The organism is Achromobacter sp. 2789STDY5608621 (assembly GCF_001299375.1).
Lineage (GTDB): Bacteria > Pseudomonadota > Gammaproteobacteria > Burkholderiales > Burkholderiaceae_B > Achromobacter > Achromobacter insuavis.
This window is the reverse complement of record NZ_CYTU01000038.1, coordinates 40,665-61,267: the sequence shown is the minus strand read 5'-3', so window position 1 is coordinate 61,267 and position 20,603 is coordinate 40,665. Positions and strand designations below refer to the sequence as shown.

Here is a 20,603-nt window from a genome sequence, read left to right as displayed (position 1 = left end):
TGCGTGCCGGCGGCGGGCGCCGCCGCGGCCGCGGCGCGGGCTTCGCGGCGCGCGCGGGCGATGCGCAGGCCGGCCCAGCCGGCGGCGATCAGCGCCAGCGGCAACGCGAACAGGTACAGGCCGATGTCCAGCCCGGTGGGCAGCGTGCGGGACTCCTGCCACCAGATGATGACGGCCAGCCAGACGACCCCGAACACCAGGGCCAGCACCAGGCCGGTTTTGAGAAAACGGGTCATGTGGGTTCGTCGCGGTGATCGGTTGGTCGGGAGAGCAAGAGGGTCAGGGTAGTCGCGCGAGATGATCGGATCATTGCGCGGCTCCCGCGTCGCGCCGCATGACGCCCGGCCGCCGCAATTCGGTGTGGCCGAAGTCCATCAGCTTCCAGCGGCCGCCCCACGTCAGGCCGACCCGTTCGGCGGTCTCGCCGAACAGTTCGTAGCCGCGCATGGCCCACGGGTCTTTTTCCGAGACCACCACCTTGCCATCGCGCAGGAAGGCGCTGTCGGCCGCGAGGCCATATTGGTGATAGCTCTGGTAGGCGCCGGCGTTGGTCACGTGCGAGCCTTTGCTCGCCAATTCTTCCTGGCGCTCGGGACTGCGGTAGCCCTCGATCAGCACCATTTCATAGCCATGCTCTTCACGCATGATGCGATACGCGGCCAGCAGGCGCTGGCGGTAATCGGCGTCCAGCAGGTTCCAGTCGCGGCTCGCGCCGCCCAGGTTCGGACGCACCAATTCCACTTCGCGCGTGGTGAAGACTTCGGGCGGCAACGGCGGCGGCGGAACCAGCCGTTCGCCGGTCAACAGCGCCTGGATACGAGGGTCCGGACCGGCCATCCGATCCTCGTAAATAAATGTGTGATTGTGTCGCATGACGAAAGCGAAAAGGGACGGAAGCAACACGACCGCGAGGCCCGCGGCGATCTGCCAGCGGTAGGCGGAAAACGTATTGCCGGCCCGGCCGACGCCCGCGCGGACCACCTGCGCGGAGCCGCCGACCACATCGCCCGCCTGCCCCGCGCCGCGCGCCACACGGCGCCGCATTCCCTGCGCGAACGCGCGTACGCTCCGCGCGGTTCCCGCCCGGAAGGAAGGGAAGACCAGCAGCGCGGAGACGCCTATCGCGAGCAGAAAATATAGGGGCAGTAGAACTAGCAACGGTATCCCTCAATCACGAAGGCGTAATCTTTTGTTCTATTCGGGATTGAGGCAAGCGCTTGGGCGTTGCAGACGGCGTCGATGCTTTAGGAATCGTAACAACAAGCCGTGATCTAAAAGGTGTCATCAGGTATTCTCGGACACCTTGGTTAAAGGGGCTTCGTGCGCCCCTGCCGACACGGGACCTCGCATGGCAGAAGACGAAAAAAGATCGCGACCACCGCCCTCTATTCCCAGCTTGCTTGCCGGGCGCTCATCCTCCCCGGATGCGCAGCCGTCGTCGCGCATTCTTGCCACGCTCGAAGGCCGCGTGCCCGAGGCCGAGGCCAAACACCTGCCGCCCAGACAACGTTCGAAGACGCCGTTGCTGGTGTTGCTGGCGCTGTTTCTGGGATGTGTCGGCGCGGGACTGTGGGCGGTCTATGACACGGCGGAATTGCCGGTGGTGGTGGCGCGCACGGAACCCGAGTCCCGGCCGGCCGCCGACGGCAAGCCCGTCGCCGGCAAGCCCGTCGCCGGCAATGGCGCCGCCACGGCCATGACGCAGGCCAACGCCAGCGCGACCGCACAGGCGCGGATGCCGGCGAACACGGAAGCGCCGCCCTCCAATGCCGCCGCCATCATCGACGATCATCCGTTGGCGCAACTGACGCAGCCCGCGCCGGCCGCCGATGAAGGCGAGCCCGCCAATCCGTTGGCCGCGCTGGCCGTGACGGCGGCCGCGCCCAAGCCCGCCGCCGTGCCGCGCGCCGCGCCGTCCAGGGCGCCTGGCCCCGCCGCGCAACATGCGGAGCGTTCGCGCGAAGCCACCGTGGTGGCCGCGGCAACGCCCGGCGCGCCGGCGTCCACGTCCAAGAGCGCGCCGGCGCGCGGCAAGGCCACGCCACGCAATGACAGCGACGCGGCCCTGCTGGCGACGCTGATGGCCTACGGCCTGCCGCCGGCATCGCCGCCCGGCACCAAGGTCTACAAGACCGACGGTATCTTCGTGCGCGAGTTGCCGGGATCGTCGCTCGCCACCCGCCTCGGGGAATGCCGCAAGCTCGGCTTTCTCGAAAGCGAACAATGCCGCCTGCGCGTCTGCGCCGGCCACTGGGGCACGGCCCCCGAATGTCCCAATGCGCAATCCCACATTGAACCGTGATCGCGCCTGACCAAGGTTTTTCCCAGATGGATCCCACTGCCACCGCCGGCCTGTTCAATGCCGATGCCCGTCTTTACCGTTTGCAAGGCGAGGGCGTGCTCGCGTCATTGCAGGTGGAGGGCTGGATCGCGCGCGAGGCGCTCTCCGGCGTCGGCCAGTTGCGCGTGGTGGCGCTGTCGGATGACGCCGGCCTGTCGCTGCAGGACATGATCTCGCGCCCGGTCACGTTGTGGACCACGCGCGCCGACGGCAGCCGCGCGGCGCGCAGCGGCGTGATCCGCGAGGCCGAGCTGCTGGCGGGCGACGCCGGCCTGGCGCGCTACCGGCTGACCGTCGTGCCGTGGCTGTGGCTGGCGACGCAGCGGCGCGCCAGCCGCGTGTTCGAGGGCAAGGCCGTGCTGGACATCGTGCGCCATGTGCTCGACGGCTATGAGGGCTATGTCTACCGGCTGGCGGCCGACGTCGAACCGGCGTTGGCGGGCCTGAAGCCGCGCCCCTACACCACCCAGTACCGCGAGACCGACTACGACTTCCTGATGCGCCTGCTGGCCGAGGCCGGCCTGGGCTGGACCGTGCTGGAAGACGAAAGCGCGCCCGCGCGCCACGTGGTGCAGCTGTTCGCCGACAGCCGCAACCTGGCCGAGGACGCCGAGTCCGCGGGCGGCGGCATCCGCTTCCAGCGCGCCGCCGCGACCGAATCGCGCGACACCGTGCAGGCGCTGGCGCGCCAACGCCGCCGCACGCCCGACAGCATCACCGTGCTGGGCTGGCACGACAGCGGCAAGCGCGCCGTGGCCGCGCAATCGTTGGTCAACGCGGCCAGCGGCCATGGCGACGAGCAGGGCCTGGACTGGTACGAGGTCGCCGGCCACGGCGGCTTCGCGGATGAAGCCCAGGCGCGCCGGCAGGCGGACCTGGCGACCGAGGCGCTGCGCGCCCGCGCCGAAACCTTCGTCGGGCTGGGGGTGGTGCGCACGTTCCGCTCGGGCACGCGCTTTACGCTGCAGGACCTGTCTGCCTTGGGTCCGGCCGACGAAGCGGGCTTCGAGCCGCTGTTCGCGCTCGACCGCGTCGAGCAGATCGGCATCAACAACCTGCCGCCCGAAGCGCGCACCGCGCTGGCGCAGCGCCTGGGCGGGCTGGATCGGCACCTGGTGCTGGATGGCGACGCGCTGGCCGCGCCGGGCGCGTCGCCGAGTGAAGATATCGCCTTGCGTGTTGACGCGGCCGTGCTGGCCAAAGCGCGCGAGGTGGGCTACGCCAACCGCTTCGAGGCGGTGCGCTGCGACCGGCCGTGGCGGCCGCAGCTGGCGCACCGGCGCGGCGCGCGCCTGAGCGGCGCGCCGTCGGTGCATGGCGTGCACACGGCGGTCGTGACCGACGCCGAGGGCGGCACGCAAGCGAAAGAGCAGGACGAGATCCTGCGCAACAAGCGCGGCGACGTGCGCATCCGCTTCCACTGGCAGGCCCACGCCGCCGACGGCGAGGCCGCCAGCCGCTGGGTGCGGGTGGCGCAGCGCCAGTCGGGCGCGGGCATGGGCATCAGCTTCGTGCCGCGCATCGGCCAGGAGGTGCTGGTGCGCTTCCTGGACGACGACATCGATCAGCCCATCGTGGTGGGCGCGCTGTACAACGGCCGCGGCGAAGGCGGCACGCCCGCCACGCCGGGCGGACGCCCGGGCGCCAAGGCCGACACGCAGGTCTACGCCGCGGCGCGCGATGCCGCGCCCAGCGCCCAGGCCAACCTTGCTGCGGGCAACGCGCCGGCCTGGCATGGCGCGGCCGGCGGCGACGAGAACCACCGCAACGCGGCCGCGTTGAGCGGCTTCAAGAGCAAGGAGTTCGGCGGCGCGGGCTACAACCAGATCGTGTTCGACGACACCGACGGCCAGCTGCGCATGCAGGTCAAGAGCAGCCAGCAGGCCAGCGAGCTGAATCTGGGCCACCTGATCCACCAGGCCGGCAACTACCGCGGCGGCTTGCGCGGCCTGGGCGCGGAGCTGCGCACCGATGGCTACGGCGCGGTGCGCGGCGGCGCGGGCGTGTTGCTCTCGACCTACAGCGGCAACGGCAACGATGCCAGCGTGATCGGCGATGCGGCCGGGGTGCAGGCGCTGGCGGGCCAGACCGACCAGATGGCGCGCTCGCTCGATGGCGACAAGGCGCCGCTGGCGGCGATGCACCGGGCGGTCTCGGGCACGGTGGCGGGCGACAGCGTGGACGGCGCGCGCGGCGACGCTTCGGCCAAGCATACCGACGCGGCGCAGGGCAAGGTGCCGCACGCGACCGATCCGGTGGTGCTGATGGCGGCGCGCGCCGGGTTGGCGCAGATCGCCGGGCAGCACCTGCAGTACACCGCTGGCGAGGCGGTGCACTGGTCTTCGGGCAAGGACCAGAACCTGGCCGTGATGGGCGCGCTGCGCCTGCACACGGGGCAGGGCCTGGGCATGGTGGCGGGCCTGCAGCAGGGCGGGGCGGGCTCGGGCCTGGACCTGATCTCGGCCAACGGCAACGTCGACATCCAGGCCCAGCACGACATCCTGCGGGTGCAGGCGCAGCAGGACCTGACGGTCGGCAGCGCCCAGACCGCGGTGGAATACGCCGCGCCCAAGCGCATCCGCATCGCGACGGCGGCGGGCGCCAGCATCGTGCTCGAGGGCGGCAACATCACCGTCACCGCGCCCGGCCGCATCGACGTCAAGACCGGCAACAAGCAGTTCGCCGGGCCGGACCAGCTGCCGTATCCCTTCCCGCAGTTCCCGCAGAGCGTCTGCGTCAGCTGCGCGGTGGAGGCGGCCGCGGGCGGTTCCGCCATGACGGTGAAGAATGCTTGAGGACCGCGACATCTGGATCGATCCCGCCGCGCCGGACGTGGCGCGGGCCTTGCACGACGCCGCCTGGAACCACCCGGACGCGCCGGAGCGCTACGTGCTGCTCGACGCCGCTTTCTCGCCGCGCCTGCCCGAGCGGCTGGCGCGCTGGCTGGACGCCGAGGACTACTGCTCGCTCTACGCCGGCCGCTACCAGGGCGAGGGCCTGGACCAGGTGGCGCCGTATCTGTTGCGGCTGCCCTGGGTGCCGGCGCTGCGCGCGCCGCTGTGCGACAAGCTCCTGCAACTGACGCGGGGCCGGCCGATGTTGAGCCTGCTGACCACGCCGGCATCGCTGGCGCAATTGGCGGATCACCTGGGCCGGCAGATCGAGGCGGTCGACGCCGACGGCAAGGCGTACCTGCTGCGCCTGGCCGACACGCGTTCCTTCGCCGCGCTGCTGGATGTGTTCGCGCCGGCCCAGCGCCAGCGGTTGCTGGCCGGCATCGAGCGCTGGTCGTACGTGGACCGCCACGGCGCGCTGCGGGTGGTGCAAGGGGATCCGCGCTTCGATCCGGCCGCGCCGACCGACCCCTATGTGATCGCCGCGGATCAGCAGCGCCATCTGCGCCTGCTGGCGCTGCCGGATGCGATCCTGCGCTTCGTGCAGTTGCGCGCGCCGTTGTTCGGCGCGTTGAATGGCCCGCCGTCGACCGCGTACCAATTGATCCTGGAAGGCGTGCAGCGCCTGGCGCGGCGCGGGCTGGACAACGAAGCGCTGGCCTATCGGCACGCGCTGGCGTTGCTGCGCCGCCGCGGAATGCTGGCGCCCGTCAATCCGATGCCGTCTCTGGCCGCTTCCAGCACGGAACTGTCCTCATGACTTTCAAATTCCGCTTCGCCGGCCCCTGCCGCGAGATTCCCTCGGACCTGGATTTCCGCGAACAGCGCAAGGCCTGCCAGCGCATGGGCGAAAAGGCCGGCACGGACTGCTCGATCGAGCTGTTCTTCGGCTTCTTCTTCGATGGCACGCGCAACAACATGTACATGTCGGAGCGGGCCGGCAACCACACGCAGACCAATGTCGCCCGGCTGTATTCCGTGTTCGACGACGCCGTTGATCCCAGCTACAGCGCCCGTCAGCATCGTTTCCGGTCCTATGTCGAGGGCGTCGGTACCCCTTGTGTCGATAAGGTGGGCGATCCCGGCACAGGGGCCCATGCGCAGGCCGGCGCCGCCGCCGGGTGGGGCGGCGAGGCTCGTATCAACTGGGCGTTGCTGGAGTTCCAGAACCACCTGCACCAGCACTTCACATCGCGCGCCTTGACGGCGGCTCTGGGCCAGGACACCCGCGCCCTCGTCCGGGAGATGAGCGCGGACATGTCCCTGTCGCGCCTGCAGATCGAGGACCTGGCCAAGGCCGCCAAGATCCCGTTGGCCGCCTATACCGGGATGAGTCCGGGCGATGGGGCCGATGTCCTGGCCCGGCGCACGCAGGGTTTTCTGGACACCTTGTTGCGTGTCCGGGAGGTCAACAACACCGAACCGAAGGACATGGGACGCTATACGGTGCTGGCGCGGCGCAACCGGGACCTGCGGACCATGCTGGCAGGCTATCTGGACGCCAAGCCGAAGATCGAGCGCATCCGGGTATCCATCTTCGGTTTCTCGCGCGGCGCGGCGGAGGCCCGGGTCTTCGCCAACTGGCTCAAGGATGCGTGCGATCCGCCCGAGGGCATTTCGTTCTATCAGCCCCGCGGCGATGGCGTGCTGCGCCTGGCGGGCATCAAGGTCGACCTCGATTTCATGGGGTTGTTCGATACCGTGGCGTCCGCGGGCATCGCCCAGAGCGTGAGCGAGGACGTCTGGGACGGCCACGGCGCCTGGGCGCGCAAGAAAGACCTGGAGATTCCGAACGCGGTGTCGCGCTGCGTTCACATGGTCGGCGCTCACGAAGTGCGCGGGTCTTTTCCGCTGGACCTGATCGATGGGCCGAGCTACGAGGAAATCGTCTATCCGGGCGTGCACTCGGACGTGGGCGGCGGCTATAAGCCGGCGGAGCAGGGCCGCGGCACGAGGGACAGCGACAAGCTGTCGCAGATCCCGCTGTGCGATATGTACCGGGAAGCCGTGCAGGCCGGCGTTCCGCTGCGGCTTCATACCGCTCCCGGACCCGCGCAGGCCCGATTCCAGGTGTCGGCGGAACTGCGCGCCGCCTTCAACGCCTACGTGACCGCGACCGCCGACATTTCGCAGAAGCAGACGTCGACCCGGCGCATCATGTACAACCACTACGTGCAGTATCTGCGTTGGCGGCGCTTGCGCGCCGATCGCGGACCGGAGTGGATCGGCGGCATTCCCAGCTCGCTGCGGGCCAGGGCCAACTATCCGCAGGACTACGAAGACTTGGTGCGGGCCAATGACGAACTGCTGCTGGAAGTGCGCAAGCTGACGACGGACAATGCGCTGGAGCGCACGTCGACGCCGACGGCCATGCCAGGCGCCGGGGGCGGAGGCGCCCGGCTCTACGACAGCGTCATGCTGCTGCTGCGAGGAAACAAGGAGAAGATGTGGCTCGATCAACTCCGCACCGTCTGGAATCTCCCCGGCCGTCCGGCCGCGGCGGTAATCGACCTGCTGGATAACTTCGTGCATGATTCGCGCGCCTGGTTCAAGCCGCTGGGCAAGGATGACGATGTCTGGATCGCGATGCAGAAGGACCGCATCAAGCAGCTGGAAAAACGCGAGAAAGAGGCCGAGGAGTATGTTGCCGTCGGGCGTCCCGACCTGGCGCTGATCGCGCGCCCCAACAAGCAGGAACAGGCGGAACTGGCACGCTACCGCGCCAACCCGGACGATCTGGTGTTGCAATCGGACGGGCGGGAGTTTTATTGGCAGTGGGGATATCTGCGCTGGCGTTCGGTTTACGCCAATCCCCAGGTTCGTGCGCAAAGGGAAGCGCAGCAGGACCGGGAGCAAACGCAGCGGGCCTTGCAGAACATGCCGATGAATTTCAACGCCTTGCCCCGGTTCTAGTCATGCGGATATCAAGCGCGTCACGGAGTTGCTGGTTCACGCCGCGGGGCCTGATCGCCTCGGGCCGCTATGCGTTGGTCGGTGTCTTGCTGGCCGTTCAGGCGTGGGCGGGCCAGCCCGCATGGGCCCAGTCGATGCCGATACCCGAGACGCTTGGTGTCCGGCTCGGCATCATCAATTACCTTGGTGAAGGCCTGGATCCCGTCTATATCAATCAAGGCTGGGCCGGGAACGCCCGGCCGCGTTCTCATAGTTCGGGCACCTGCTGCGTTGCCATTCCAACGCAGTGGAAGCCCGGCATGACAATGCGCATCGAGTGGCGCACGGATTCCATGTTCAAGCGCGGGGAAACCCAACTGATGGTGCGTGATGCGCCCGTGCTGCCTTATGAACCCTTCCACGATGGCTATGCCTGGGCGGTGTTTCTGCCGGGCGGAGAGATCTTCGTGCAACCGTCCGACTACGGTCCGGGAGGCCCGGGTTTCCTGCAGGGGCTGCCGCAGCCGGCGGACGCGACCGAGGCGGACCTGAAGCGTTTCCTCGACAAGCACCCGCCGCCACCCGCCATGGCGCCGTCGCGCTAGCTCCGCGGCAGCGCCAGCAATTCACCCATGCGCACCGGTCCGCGCACCGACGGCGTGTCGGCCCAGCGCACCTTGTCCGGCCCGAACAGCACGATGGCGGTCGAACCCAGCTTGAAGCGGCCCATCTCGGCGCCCTTGTCCAGGTGGATCGGCGCGCGGGCGGCGTCGTCGTAACGCACCGCCTTGACGCGGCGCTTGTACGGCGTGACCAGGCCGGCCCAGACGGTTTCGATCGAGGCCACGATCATGGCGCCGACCAGCACCACGGCCATGGGGCCGTGCTCGGTGTCGAAGATGCAGACCACGCGTTCGTTGCGCGCGAACAGGCGCGGCACGTTGCGCGCGGTGAGCGGATTGACCGAGAACAGCCGGCCCGGCACGTGGATCATCTCGCGCAGCGTGCCGGCCACCGGCATGTGGACGCGGTGGTAGTCCTTGGGCGACAGATAGATGGTGGCGAATTCGCCGCCCTGGAACGGCGCGGCGCGTTCGGTGTCGCCGCCCAGCAGGTCGGTCAGGCCATAGCTGTGGCCCTTGGCCTGGAAGATGCGGCCATGCTCGATGGCGCCCATCTGGCTGATGGCGCCGTCGGCCGGGCACAGCACGCCGCCGGGCTCATCGTCCAGCGGCCGCGCGTCCGGCTTGAGGGCGCGGGTGAAGAAATCGTTGAAGCACTCGTAGGCCAGCGCGTCTTCCTGCTCGGCTTCGCGCATGTCCACGCCATACTTGCGCACGAAGCGCGAGATCATCCAGTTCTTGACCGCGGGTTCCCGGCAGTCCGAGGCGTATCCGAAGAAACGCGACACCAGGTGATGCGGCGCGAGGTACTGGCTGGCGAGGAAGATCTGGTCTTTGATGGGCATCTAGGAGCGCTAAAAAACGCGTCCCGCGGACAGCGGGACGTGGTTGGAGGTTGTCGCGCACGGGGCGGTGTCGATGGCTGCGTGGCCGATCGCGCCCGGGCGTGCAATTCGCGGGATTGTAACGCGTCCGGCCGCGAATGGACCATGGGGCGGACAGCTTTCGTCGTGCGATTTGACGGGCCGCGGCGCGCTATGCCGGCCGTGCCGTTACGCCGCCTGGGCCGTATCGGCCGGCGCGACGCCCTGGCGCCGGTAGGCGCCCGGCCCGGCGCCGAAGTGCTGCTTGAAGGCGCGCGCGAACGCGGCTTCCGATTGGTAGCCGCATTCGGCGGCCACGCGCGCCACCGACCATTTGCGGCGTTCCAGCTGGCGCGCGGCGTGTTCCATGCGGATCGCGGTCAGCAGGCGCAGCGGCGTCAGGCCGCTGGCGCGGACGAACTGGCGCGCGAAGGTGGCCCGCGACAGATGGCAGCGTTCGGCCAGCGACGCCAGGGTCCATGGCTCGGTGGGCGCCAGCAGCATCGACTGCACCGCGGGCGCGAGCCGCGCATCGGCCATCAGGGCCAGCAGGCCGCGGGTCTGCTGGCCGTCATGGACCAGGGCCCGCAGCACCAGCGTGAAGAGGGCGGTGGACAGCTGATTGATGATGGCCGCGCCGCCCAGCCGCGGCTGCTCGGCCTCGGCCCGCATCAACCCGAGCAGGGCGGCCAGCGCGGTGTTGCCGCCGATGGCGGCGGCCCGCAGCACCATGGCCTGCGGCAGCGCCATCAGCAGCAGGCCGCCGGCGCGGCCCAGCGTGAACCCGCCGCACAGCATTTCCAGGCGCGGCCCCGGGCCTTCCTGGGTCAGTTCGGTCAGGACGCCGTTGTGGCGGATGTCGGCGGGCGGCGAGGCGGCCGGCGCGGTGTCGTCGATGCCGCGCAGCAGGTGCGAGGCGCCGTGCGGCAGCAGCAGGATGTCGCCGGCCCGCAGCGCCAGCTCGTCGCGCCCGACGCGGGCCACGCCTTCGCCTTGCAGGATGACGTGGTAGGGCACGTGGCCCGCCGGCGCCTGCGGGTGGTCGGCGCGCCAGCGGCCGCCGTAGCGGCACAGCAGGTCCACCGTGCCGGCGGGCTCGACCGTCGACAGGAGCTGGCTCAGGCTGTCCATGGGTTCAGGGCATGAGAAGGCGGGCGCGACCGCCGCGGCGCGGCGGGACATGCCTGCGATTCTATGCCGGTTCGGCGCGCGCGGTCAGGCCGCGGCCTTGGCCGACAGCTTGGTCTTGTAGAGCCAGTCCTTGTAGTCGTCCAGGTCGCCGTCGAACGGGCTGAAGCGGCCGTCGGCCACGATGATGAACTGGTCGGTGGTGGCGCGCAGCAGGTGGCGGTCGTGCGACACCAGCACCAGCGTGCCTTCGAACTGCGCCAGCGCGGTGGTCAGCGCTTCGCGGGTCTCCAGGTCCAGGTGGTTGGTGGGCTCGTCCAGCAGCAGCAGGTTGGGGCGCTGCCAGACGATCAGCGCCAGCGCCAGGCGCGCCTTCTCGCCGCCGGAGAACGGCGCGATCGAGCTGGTGGCCATGGCGCCGTTGAAATTGAAGCTGCCCAGGAAGTTGCGCAGTTCCTGTTCGCGCACGGTCGGCGCGATCTTGGTCATGTGCCACAACGGCGATTCGTCATGGCGCAGCATCTCGACCTGGTGCTGGGCGAAGTAGCCGATCGACAGGCCCTTGTTGAACTGGGTGTCGCCCGCCAGCGATTGCAGCTCGCCGGCGATGGTCTTGATGAAGGTCGACTTGCCGGCGCCGTTGATGCCCAGCAGGCCCAGGCGCTGGCCCGCCTGCAGCGAGAAGTCGATGCCCGACACGATGATCTTGTCGGACGTGACGCCGCTGTCCTCGTCGGTGTTGCGGTAGCCGGCGCTGACCTTGTCCATCGTCAAGAGCGGATTGGGCGCGCGCAGCGGTTCGCGGAACTCGAACGAGAACTCGGCGGCGGCGCGCAGCGGCGCCACTTCCTCCATGCGGGCCAGCGCCTTGATGCGGCTCTGCGCCTGGCGCGCCTTGCTGGCCTGGGCCTTGAAGCGGTCGATGAACGACTGCAGGTGCGCGCGCTGGCGCATCTGCTTTTCCATCATGCCCTGCGCCAGCTCCAGCTGGGCGGCGCGCTGGCGCTCGAACGACGAGTAGTTGCCCGAATAGCGCTTGAGCTTGCGCTCGTCGATGTGGACGATGACGTTGACCACGCCGTCCAGGAAGTCGCGGTCGTGCGAGATGACGATGAGCGTGCCGGGATAGCGCTTGAGCCAGTCTTCCAGCCAGATGATGGCGTCCAGGTCCAGGTGGTTGGTGGGCTCGTCCAGCAGCAGCAGGTCGGACGGGCACATCAGGGCCTGCGCCAGGTTCAGGCGCATGCGCCAGCCGCCCGAGAAACTGGTCAGCGGCAACTGCATCTGCGCCTGCGTGAAGCCCAGGCCGGTCAGCAATTGTTCGGCGCGCGAATGCACGGTGTAGGCGTCGGCGTCGGCCAGCGCGGCGTAGATGTCGGCCATGCGCAGGCCGTTCTCGGCGCTCTCGGGTTCCGCTTCCAGCGCGGCCAGTTCGGCTTCGAGCCTGCGTAGCGTGACGTCGCCGTCGATGGCGTATTCGATGGCGGGGCGGTCGAGCGCGGGCGTTTCCTGCGCCACGTAGGCCATGCGCCAGCTGGCGGGGTAGTCCAGGTCGCCCTGGTCGGCGTGCAGCGTGCCGCGCAGCAGGCCGAACAGGCTCGACTTGCCGGCGCCGTTGGCGCCGATCAGGCCGATCTTGTCGCCGGGGTTCAGGAGCAGGTCGACCTTGTCGAACAAGGGCTTGACGCCGCGCATCAGTGAAACTTGTTGGAAGCGGATCATGAATCGTGTGGCTGGAGGGTGCCGACCGGGGTGGCGTGAAATAAGCGCGGCAAGGCTCCCGCCACAAAGTGCGGCGCAAAAAGAAGGAACCGTGGAGCGATCGCGCCGGCGGCGCGACATGCGGACCGCGTCGGGCGCGGCAGGCGGACGGGGCCGATGCCCATCCGATCGCGGGCGCTATTGTAGCCGGCCGCGCGGACCCGCGCCCGAGGGCGGGTTCAGCCAGTCGTGGCGCGGCTTCAGGCCGGGGCCGAGCGCGCGGCGATGGCGTCGGCCAGGGCCAGCAGGCGTTCGGCCTCGTACGCGTGCAGGTTCTCGACCAGCGCGCCGTCCACCACCGCCACTCCCTGGCCGGCGGCCTGGGCGGCGCGCCAGGCATCGAGCCGCTTGCGCGCGCTGGCCAGTTCGGCATCGGTCGGCGCGAAGGCCGCGTTGGCGGCGGCGATCTGCTTCGGGTGGATCAAGGTCTTGCCATCGAAGCCCTGGTCGCGTCCCTGCCGGCAGGCGGCGGCCAGGCCGGCATCGTCATCGAGATCCAGGTGCACGCCATCCAGCACCGCCAGGCCATGGGCGCGCGCGGCCAGCACCGCCAGCGAGCGTGCCAGCAGCGTCTCGTGGCGTTCCGGCGTGTGGCGCGCGTGCAGGTCCTTGACCAGGTCGGAGGTGCCCACCACGATGGCCGCGAGCCGCGCGTGGCCGCCGGCGATGGCGTCCAGGCGCAGGAAGCCCAGCGGCGTTTCGGCCATCGCCCACAGCGGCAGCGCGGCGGGCGCGCCGGCCGCGTCCAGCGCCTGCGCCAGGGTTTCCAGTTCGGCCGCCGATTGCACCTTGGGCAGCAGCACCGCATCGGCGCCGGCCTGCGCGATGGCGCGCACGTCGTCCAGGCCCCACGGCGTATCCAGCGCATTGACGCGCACCACGCATTCGCGCCGGCCATAGCCGCCGGCGCGCAGGGCCGCGGCGACCTGCTGGCGCGCCAGCGCCTTGGCGTCGGGCGCGACCGCGTCCTCCAGGTCCAGGATCAGCGTGTCGGCGTCGAGGCTGCGCGCCTTGTCCAGCGCGCGCGCATTGGCGCCCGGCATGTAGAGGACGGAACGGCGGGGACGGGCGGCGAGGGACATGGATTCAACTCTTGGGATTGCTGATGACCTGCACGGGCATGGTGCAGACATAGCCGACGCCATACACCGTGCGGATGCCCATGTCGCCGCCGGCCTGCGCGTGCAGCTTGCGGCGCAGGCGATGCATGTGAGCGTCGAGCCGGTGGGTGTCGTAGGCTTCGGCGCTGGCGCCCAGCGCCTCGACCAGCCGGCCGCGCGACAGCGGCAGCGGCGCGGCCTGGATCAGCGCGCCGATCAGGCGGCTCTCGGTGTCGGTGATGTCGACATGGATGCGCTTGGGCGACACCAGCATGCGGCGCGCCGGATCGAAGCGCCAGACGTCGGCGCTGGGCGCCTCGGGGCTGTTGGCGGGCACCACGCGCAGGCGGCGCGACAGCGAGACGAGCGTCGCGCCCAGTTCGGCCAGGTTGACGGGCTTGGTCAGGTAATGGTCGGCGCCCAGGCTCAGGCCGGACACTTTGTCCTCGCTCAACAGGCGCCCGGTGAGCATGATGATGCCCATTGAGGGATAGGTGGTGCGCAAGTGGGACACGCGCGCCAGTCCGTCGCCGTCGGGCAGCATGGCATCCAGCACCAGGATGCCGGGGGTGACGCTCAGCAGCAGTTGGTCGAGTTCGGACAGCGAGCCCGCGGTGAGGATGGCTTCGCCCAGGCCGAGGTCGTGGATGAATTCGGCGATGGTGTCGCGCCAGTCCCCGTGATCGTCGACGATGATGATGGTCACGGCGCCGGTCGAGCAGGCGGTTGTGCGCGAGGCGCTCCAAGGGCAAACACGCTTTCCGCTCCTTTCATGCTACGGCTTCTTATTGGTGTGAGTGAGTCCGCCTGGCGCGGGCCGGATACGGCGCCATCGGTGTGATCCCCTCGAGGCGCTCTCGCGGAGAATATCATTATCGCCGTTGCGGCGGCGCGGCATATTGCGGTGCAGCGAACGCTGTTGCAAGGCGCCCCGAACCGCGCCCATGCCGGTGGTCAAAAAATGATCAGCCCCGTCAACGGCGCCGTAACGGCCAGCAGCCGTGCGCCCGCGAATTTCTTATCCACAGTTTCTGTGGATAAGAAAGCCGCCTGACAGTTGTTCAGCGGTTCAGCGCCGCCGGGTCATTGCGGCGGCGTCGTCGAGTCCGCCAGGTATTCCACCGGCACGCCCTGCGGCACCGTGCGCACGCGATCGCGTTCGATGCGGGGCGGGGCGAAGCGCGTCTTGCGGGCCGCCGCGTTCTGCAGCAGCACCGACAGCACCGCGCCCTTGTCCTGGATCCATTGGGTCTTGCCGCGCAACAGCTTCATCGCGTTCTCGGCGGTTCCCAACTTGTAGGACATCGAGTTGATCTGAACGGAATTCTTGCCGTTGAAAGCGGACTCGTCCTGCTCGGCAATGGCCGCGGCGTCGAGGTTGCTGCTTTCGTGGTCGACGCGGTAGATGAACTTGAGGCCGCTGAACGGATCCTGCACCACGACGAGCTTGTCCGAACCCGAGACGTCCGACAGCATGCCGATGACCAATGATTCCACCAGCTGGTTGCCCCGTTGTTCTTCGGTGTAGATGAAGATGGTGCGCTGGTTGTGCCCGAGCGGCGAGGGCGGGGCGAGGGGAGAACGATCCATACCTGACTTGAAAGAGGCGGGGCGGGTGGAAACTTGCTCCGCGGTACTGCGTTAACGGCGTCAAGTTGCGTGAACTTGAGCGCCGGCCTTGATGTCAACAAAGAACAATGCCCCGCCCGGGCTACGGCGCGCGCCGCAGGCGTGCCAGCAGGCGCGCTTTGGCGGCGGGCCAATCCTCGTCGAGGATGGCGAAATAGACCATGTCGCGGGTGCGTCCGGACTGCGCGATGAGGTGCTTGCGGAACACCCCTTCCTCGACGCCGCCGATACGGAGAATGGCCTGCCGGGATTGCAGGTTGGTCACTTCCGTCTTGAACACAACCCGCATGATACCAATTGTTTCAAAGGCGTGCTGCAATAAAAGATATTTGGCTTCGGTGTTGGCGCCGCTGCGCTGGCTGGCGGGGGTGAGCCAGGTGGCGCCGATCTCCAGGCGCTTGTGCGGCAGGGCGATATCCATATAACGCGTGGTGCCGATGACCTGGCCGTCGGCGCGGCGCACGATGGCGAACGGCAGGCAGGCGCCGGCGGCCTGGCCATCGAGCGCGCGCTCGACATAGCGGCGCATGTCGTCGGCCGATGCGACCGGTTCGGGTTGCAGCCGCCACAGTTCGGGATGCAGTCCGACCTCGGCCAGCGCGGCGGCGTGCGCCAGGGTCAGGGGTTCGAGCCGGACGATCTCGCCTTCCAGGGTGACGGGCGGCAGGCGGGCGGGGGAGGACATGACGGGAGACTCCGCGGGCGCGTCGCGGTCGGGCGCGCGCCGTCATGGCGGCGTCCCGGACGCCCAGCGATTCTACGCCCGCCGTCGGCGGCTTGCCGAACCCCGCGCCCGGGCGCAGAATGCGGCGCATGAAAACAGACGTGGTTGTCCTGGGCGCGGGCATCATCGGGGTGAGCGCCGCGCTGCACCTGCAGGCGCGCGGCCGTTCGGTGGTCCTGCTGGACCGGCGCGGTCCCGGCGAGGAAACCAGCTACGGCAATGCCGGGCTGATCGAGCGCGCCAGCGTCATTCCCTATGCCTTTCCGCGCGACTGGCGCAGCCTGCTGCGCTATGCCGGCAACCGCACGCCGGACGTGCGCTACCACGCGCGCTTCCTGCCGCGCATCGCGCCCTGGCTGCTGCGCTATTGGTGGCATTCGGCGCCGTCGCGGCTGGCGCGCGCCGCGGCCGCGATGCTGCCGCTGATCGAGCGCAGCGTGGCCGAGCACGATGCGCTCAAGGACGCCGCCGGCATCGGCGCGCTGTTCCGCCGCAACGGCTGGATCGACGGCATGCGCAGCCAGCAGAGCCTGGACCGCGCCGCGGCCGACGCCGCCGCGCTGGCCGATTACGGACTGGATTACCAGGTGCTGGACCGCCAGGCCCTGGCGGCCCTGGAACCGTCGTTGTCGCCGCGCATGGTGGGCGCGATTCACTGGCGCGACCCGGTCAACGTGTCGGATCCCGGCGCGGTGGCGCGCGGCTACGCGGCCCTGTTCCAGCAGCGCGGCGGCCAGTTGGCGCGGGGCGATGCGCGCAGCCTGGAAGCGGTGTCCGGCGGCTGGCGCGTGCGCGGCGTGACCGGGCCGGTCGAGGCGCGCGAGGCGGTGGTGGCGCTGGGGCCGTGGTCGCCCGACGTGCTGCGGCCACTGGGCTATCGCGTGCCCATGGCGGTCAAGCGCGGCTATCACCAGCATTTCGCGTTGGAAGACGGGGCGGCGTTGTCGCATCCGGTGGCGGATATCGACAGCGGCTTTGTGATGTCGCCCATGACGCTGGGCCTGCGCCTGACCACCGGCGCCGAGTTCGCGCCGCGCGACGCGCCGCCGTCGCCGGTGCAGGTGGCGCGCACGCGGGCGCTGGCGGCGCAGTTGCTGCCGCTGGGCGAGGCGGTGGAGAAAACGCCCTGGATGGGCTGTCGGCCCTGCATGCCGGACATGCGTCCGGTGATCGGCGCGGCGCCGCGCCATGCGGGTCTGTGGCTGGCCTTCGGCCACGCGCACCACGGTTTCACGCTGGGGCCGGTGACCGGCAAGCTGCTGGCCTGCCTGATGACGGGACAGGCGCCGGACATGGATCCGGCGCCGTATGCATTGAACCGCTAGGCCCGCGCGGGACGCGGGCGGTTGCCGGGGGCCGCCCGGTGCGTGCGCCGCGACGCGGCGCGGACCGGGGCGGCGGCAGGCCGCTTCAGGCGGCCTTGGCGCGGCGCTGGCGCACCGCGTCGGCCAGCAGGTCCAGCACCGGCAGGGTCTGGCTCCAGCCCAGGCAGGCGTCGGTGATCGACACGCCATGGCGCAGCGGCTGGCCGGGCTTGAGGTCCTGGCGGCCTTCCTCGAGATGGCTCTCGATCATCACGCCGGTGATGCGGCTGTCGCCCTGGGACAGCTGGGCGGCGATGTCGCGGGCCACGTCGACCTGGCGCAGGTGCGACTTGTTGGAGTTGGCGTGCGAGCAGTCGATCATGACCTGTTCGCGCTGGCCGGCGGCGCGCAGCACGGCGCAACAGGCGTCGACGCTGGCCGCGTCGTAGTTGGGGCCTTGCTTGCCGCCGCGCAGGATCACGTGGGTGTCTTCGTTGCCGCGGGTTTCGAAGATGGCGGCCATGCCCATCTTGGTCATGCCCATGAAGGCGTGCTTGGCGCTGGCGGCGACGATGGCGTCGGCCGCGATCTGCACGCCGCCGTCGGTGCCGTTCTTGAAGCCCAGCGGGCAGCTCAGGCCGGAGCTGAGCTGGCGGTGGCTGGGGCTTTCGGTGGTGCGCGCGCCGATGGCGCCCCAGGCGATCAGGTCGGCAATGTACTGCGGGCTGAGCAGGTCGAGGAATTCGGTGGCGATCGGCAGGCCCAGGCCGCTGATGTCCAGCAGCAGTTCGCGGGCGCGGCGCAGGCCTTCGTTGATGCGGAAGCTGCCGTCCAGGCGCGGGTCGTTGATGTAGCCCTTCCAGCCGACGGTGGTGCGCGGCTTCTCGAAATACACGCGCATCACGATCAGCAGGTCGTCACGGTACTGGTCGGCGGCGGCGCGCAGCTGGCGCGCGTATTCCATGGCCTGGCCGTGGTCGTGGATCGAGCAGGGGCCGACCACCAGCACCAGGCGGTCGTCGCGGCCGTGCAGCACGTCGGCGATGCGGGCGCGGCTGTCCTCGACCAGCGTCTGGATCTCGGCCGACACCGGCAGCTCGTCCTGCAGCAGGGCGGGCGAGATCAGCGGACGCACGGCGCTGATGCGGGTGTCGTCCGTGCGGGTGTTGTCCTGGGTGGCGTCGGCCGTGCCGACCTCGCGGTCGTGCAGGGGATCGTCAATGCGGGTCAAGGGAAGCTCCGTGCCGTAGATGCGGGAAAGACCGCCATTATCGCACCGGCGGGCGTCGTCCGTCCGGGCTATGTCCCCGTGTGCCCTAGGACGATCGATGGCGACCGGGCGGCAAATGGGCCTAGGACGTGTTCGGTGGCGCTACAGTGGGGGAAGATGCCTTAGCATTGACCCAACGCGTTCCCGCGACCGCGCCCCGGCCTGGCGGCCCAAGCCAGGGTCACCGCATGCCGATACGCCCGAGGACATGACCGATGCCCAAATCCGACGCCGGCGCCTCTCGACGGATTCTCCTGGTGGAAGACCACCCGGTGGAGCGGGCGTATCTGCAGAACATGCTGCTGGCCCTGGGGTACCGGCGGGTGGCCGGGGTCGGCAGCAGCGCCGAGGCCATCGGCGCCCTGGCGCGCCAGGCCTACGATGTGGTGATCAGCGACATCGTCATGGGCGAGGGCGACGGCACCCGCCTGCCCAACGAACTGCGCCAGCTGGTTGACGGCGGCCGGCTCAAGAGCATGCCGCCGATCGTCTGGATCAGCAGCCTTTCCGACGAACTGTTGCAATCGCATGTGCGGCTGGCGCTGCAGGCCGGCTGCCCGTCGTCGCAGGCGCTGGCCAAGCCGGTGACGCGCACCGCCATGCAGCACGCCATCAAGACGGCGCTGCACAGCCTGGACGACGATACGGCGTCGCCGCGCCGCACCGCGGTGCGGCGCGAGGTGATCGAGGCCGAGCTGGGCCGCGCGCTCAATTCCGGCGACGGCATGAGCGTGGTGCTGCAGCCGCAGGTGGACCTGACCACCGGCCGCGCGGTGGCGGCCGAGGCGCTGTCGCGCTGGGATCATCCGACGCTGGGCGCCATTCCGGCGGTCGACTTCGTGCCGGCGGCGCACCGCCTGGGGCTGGACCGGACGCTGTTCAATCGCGTGGCCGACTGCGTGGTCGAGGTGCTGGCCGAGATGCACGCCGAAGGCATCGCGGTGCCGATCGCGATCAATGCCTCGGCCTCGACGCTGTGCGCGCCGGGGCTGCCGGACGGCCTGGAGCAGCGGGTGGCGCAGGCCGGGCTGCCAGCGCGGCTGGTCAAGGTGGAACTGACGGAGGACGAGCCGGTCACCGACTGGCTGGCCCTGTCGTCGGCCCTGAACCTGTTGCGGGTGCGCGGCTTCGAGCTGGCCATGGACGATTTCGGCGCGGGCATCGCCTCGATGCGGCTGTTCTCGGCCATGCCGTTCACCGAACTGAAGATCGACCGCGACTTCATCGTCCACATGCACCGCGAGCCGGCCTCGCGCGCGGTGGTGGCGGCGGCCATCGAGATGGGGCGGGTGCTGGGACGGCGGGTGGTGGCCGAAGGGGTCGAGCAGGAGCGCGACATCCTGCTGCTGCGCGAGCTGGGGTGCACGCTGGCGCAGGGCTACGGCATTTCGATGCCGCTGGCCCCGGCCGATTTCATCGCATTCTGCCGCCGGCAATGAGGCCGGCCGGCGGCGCCGCGATCGCCGCTCAGAGACCGGCCACGTCGATGTCGCCCGGATAGTCGACCGAGAACTTGAGCACCGCGTCGCGCGACTTGCCGGGCTCCATGTCCCAGTTCCACACCAGCACGCCATCGTCTTCGCGCTTGATGTCGCGGTCGGCCGGCGACAGCAGCTTGACCTCGATCTTCTCGTTGCGCGAGATCGGCAGACGGTCCTTGAAGCTCACCTGTTCCTTGGTGGCCTTGTTGTTCTTGACCGTGATCTTGTATTCGTAGGTCACGCGCTTGCCGTTGCCGGAGAAGCCGGTGCTTTCGGTGAACCGGTTGACCAGCTGGCGCTTGATCGAGATGCCGTCGTCGGCGCCCAGGGCCAGCTCGACCTTTTCGCCGGGCATCACCGGCTTCATGGACGAGGCGGCCACGAAGGCGTCCTCCAGGTAGGTGTTGAGCGTGCCCGCCAGGAACGGGTATTCGGTGTTGTTGTTGGCCAGCGCGGTCAGAAAGGCGGCCTCGCGCAGCGCCGGGGTGGACTGGTATTGCAGCGTGGCCGGCAGCTTGGCGGTGGTGATGGCGACGCGCTGCGTGCTGTTGTCGGACGGCAGCGTGGCGGGCTGGCGGATCTGGAACGAGGCG

Annotated in this window: 17 protein-coding genes and 1 pseudogene; 7 read left to right on the top strand and 11 right to left on the bottom strand. The window is 69.6% G+C overall.

Translation table 11 applies throughout. The annotated features are described in order from the left end of the window. A pseudogene (locus AOZ53_RS25760) lies at positions 1–236 on the bottom strand (hypothetical protein); the annotation flags it as partial. A gap of 70 nt (positions 237–306) precedes the next feature. Next, on the bottom strand, positions 307–1,158 hold the full coding sequence (locus AOZ53_RS25755; protein ID WP_054434048.1) for a M15 family metallopeptidase: 852 nt from the start codon (positions 1,156–1,158) through the stop codon (positions 307–309). 238 nt (positions 1,159–1,396) lie between these two features. On the opposite strand from AOZ53_RS25755, the gene AOZ53_RS25750 reads away from it, so the two are divergent. The 5 genes from AOZ53_RS25750 to AOZ53_RS33795 all read left to right on the top strand — a co-directional run bounded on the left by AOZ53_RS25750 (position 1,397) and on the right by AOZ53_RS33795 (position 8,732). Continuing rightward, complete coding sequence (locus AOZ53_RS25750) at positions 1,397–2,302, top strand: hypothetical protein (RefSeq protein ID WP_156333515.1); 906 nt, start codon at positions 1,397–1,399, stop codon at positions 2,300–2,302. Positions 2,303–2,328: 26 nt separating this feature from the next. Continuing rightward, a complete protein-coding gene (locus AOZ53_RS25745; protein WP_054489924.1) occupies positions 2,329–5,136 on the top strand; it encodes a type VI secretion system Vgr family protein in 2,808 nt (935 codons plus the stop codon). Next, a complete protein-coding gene (locus tag AOZ53_RS25740) occupies positions 5,129–5,995 on the top strand; it encodes a DUF4123 domain-containing protein (RefSeq protein WP_054489922.1) in 867 nt (288 codons plus the stop codon). The genes AOZ53_RS25745 and AOZ53_RS25740 overlap by 8 nt, the downstream gene beginning before the upstream one ends. Next, on the top strand, positions 5,992–8,148 hold the full coding sequence (locus AOZ53_RS25735) for a T6SS phospholipase effector Tle1-like catalytic domain-containing protein (protein ID WP_054478452.1): 2,157 nt from the start codon (positions 5,992–5,994) through the stop codon (positions 8,146–8,148). Before AOZ53_RS25740 ends, AOZ53_RS25735 begins: the two co-directional genes overlap by 4 nt. 86 nt (positions 8,149–8,234) lie before the next feature. After that, a complete protein-coding gene (locus AOZ53_RS33795; protein WP_180180111.1) occupies positions 8,235–8,732 on the top strand; it encodes a DUF3304 domain-containing protein in 498 nt (165 codons plus the stop codon). On the opposite strand, the gene asd is transcribed toward AOZ53_RS33795, so the two are convergent. From asd to AOZ53_RS25695, 7 genes are all read right to left on the bottom strand, one after another. Continuing rightward, a complete protein-coding gene (asd, locus tag AOZ53_RS25725; RefSeq protein ID WP_054489920.1) occupies positions 8,729–9,595 on the bottom strand; it encodes an archaetidylserine decarboxylase in 867 nt (288 codons plus the stop codon). The two genes, AOZ53_RS33795 and asd, sit on opposite strands and share 4 nt — an antisense overlap. 207 nt (positions 9,596–9,802) lie before the next feature. Continuing rightward, positions 9,803–10,795, bottom strand: coding sequence for an AraC family transcriptional regulator (locus AOZ53_RS25720; protein WP_231690688.1), 993 nt, complete (start codon positions 10,793–10,795; stop codon positions 9,803–9,805). 33 nt (positions 10,796–10,828) lie between these two features. Then, the gene (locus AOZ53_RS25715; RefSeq protein WP_054489916.1) at positions 10,829–12,463 is read right to left on the bottom strand and encodes an ATP-binding cassette domain-containing protein; all 1,635 of its coding nucleotides are present in this window, start codon (positions 12,461–12,463) and stop codon (positions 10,829–10,831) included. A gap of 239 nt (positions 12,464–12,702) precedes the next feature. Then, entirely contained in the window at positions 12,703–13,584 is an 882-nt protein-coding gene (locus AOZ53_RS25710; protein ID WP_054489914.1) for an HpcH/HpaI aldolase/citrate lyase family protein, read from the bottom strand. A 4-nt stretch (positions 13,585–13,588) separates the two neighbouring features. Continuing rightward, a complete protein-coding gene (locus AOZ53_RS25705) occupies positions 13,589–14,308 on the bottom strand; it encodes a response regulator transcription factor (RefSeq protein ID WP_054489912.1) in 720 nt (239 codons plus the stop codon). A 377-nt stretch (positions 14,309–14,685) separates the two neighbouring features. After that, positions 14,686–15,192, bottom strand: a complete 507-nt coding sequence (locus AOZ53_RS25700; protein ID WP_054435660.1) for a hypothetical protein — start codon at positions 15,190–15,192, stop codon at positions 14,686–14,688. Positions 15,193–15,313: 121 nt separating this feature from the next. Further along, positions 15,314–15,916: a GNAT family N-acetyltransferase gene (locus AOZ53_RS25695; RefSeq protein ID WP_054489910.1), complete on the bottom strand. Its 603-nt coding sequence runs from the start codon at positions 15,914–15,916 to the stop codon at positions 15,314–15,316. A 128-nt stretch (positions 15,917–16,044) separates the two neighbouring features. Here AOZ53_RS25695 and AOZ53_RS25690 point away from each other — a divergent pair, with 128 nt between their 5' ends. Beyond that, on the top strand, positions 16,045–17,280 hold the full coding sequence (locus AOZ53_RS25690) for an NAD(P)/FAD-dependent oxidoreductase (protein WP_054489908.1): 1,236 nt from the start codon (positions 16,045–16,047) through the stop codon (positions 17,278–17,280). A gap of 85 nt (positions 17,281–17,365) precedes the next feature. On the opposite strand, the gene AOZ53_RS25685 is transcribed toward AOZ53_RS25690, so the two are convergent. Then, the gene (locus tag AOZ53_RS25685) at positions 17,366–18,490 is read right to left on the bottom strand and encodes a 3-deoxy-7-phosphoheptulonate synthase (protein ID WP_054434909.1); all 1,125 of its coding nucleotides are present in this window, start codon (positions 18,488–18,490) and stop codon (positions 17,366–17,368) included. A 254-nt stretch (positions 18,491–18,744) separates the two neighbouring features. On the opposite strand from AOZ53_RS25685, the gene AOZ53_RS25680 reads away from it, so the two are divergent. Next, on the top strand, positions 18,745–19,968 hold the full coding sequence (locus AOZ53_RS25680; RefSeq protein WP_054460664.1) for an EAL domain-containing response regulator: 1,224 nt from the start codon (positions 18,745–18,747) through the stop codon (positions 19,966–19,968). 28 nt (positions 19,969–19,996) lie between these two features. Here the strand turns inward: AOZ53_RS25680 and AOZ53_RS25675 are convergent. Beyond that, on the bottom strand, positions 19,997–20,603 hold a 607-nt coding region (locus tag AOZ53_RS25675), incomplete at its 5' end, for a DUF4139 domain-containing protein (protein ID WP_156333518.1).

Coding starts and splice junctions, on each gene's coding strand:
- AOZ53_RS25745 (WP_054489924.1), top strand. CDS start 2,329: ATGGATCCCACTGCCACCGCCGGCCTGTTCAATGCCGATGCCCGTCTT.
- AOZ53_RS25740 (WP_054489922.1), top strand. CDS start 5,129: ATGCTTGAGGACCGCGACATCTGGATCGATCCCGCCGCGCCGGACGTG.
- AOZ53_RS25735 (WP_054478452.1), top strand. CDS start 5,992: ATGACTTTCAAATTCCGCTTCGCCGGCCCCTGCCGCGAGATTCCCTCG.
- asd (WP_054489920.1), bottom strand. CDS start 9,595: ATGCCCATCAAAGACCAGATCTTCCTCGCCAGCCAGTACCTCGCGCCG.
- AOZ53_RS25720 (WP_231690688.1), bottom strand. CDS start 10,795: ATGTCCCGCCGCGCCGCGGCGGTCGCGCCCGCCTTCTCATGCCCTGAA.
- AOZ53_RS25715 (WP_054489916.1), bottom strand. CDS start 12,463: ATGATCCGCTTCCAACAAGTTTCACTGATGCGCGGCGTCAAGCCCTTG.
- AOZ53_RS25710 (WP_054489914.1), bottom strand. CDS start 13,584: ATGTCCCTCGCCGCCCGTCCCCGCCGTTCCGTCCTCTACATGCCGGGC.
- AOZ53_RS25700 (WP_054435660.1), bottom strand. CDS start 15,192: ATGGATCGTTCTCCCCTCGCCCCGCCCTCGCCGCTCGGGCACAACCAG.
- AOZ53_RS25695 (WP_054489910.1), bottom strand. CDS start 15,916: ATGTCCTCCCCCGCCCGCCTGCCGCCCGTCACCCTGGAAGGCGAGATC.
- AOZ53_RS25690 (WP_054489908.1), top strand. CDS start 16,045: ATGAAAACAGACGTGGTTGTCCTGGGCGCGGGCATCATCGGGGTGAGC.
- AOZ53_RS25680 (WP_054460664.1), top strand. CDS start 18,745: ATGCCCAAATCCGACGCCGGCGCCTCTCGACGGATTCTCCTGGTGGAA.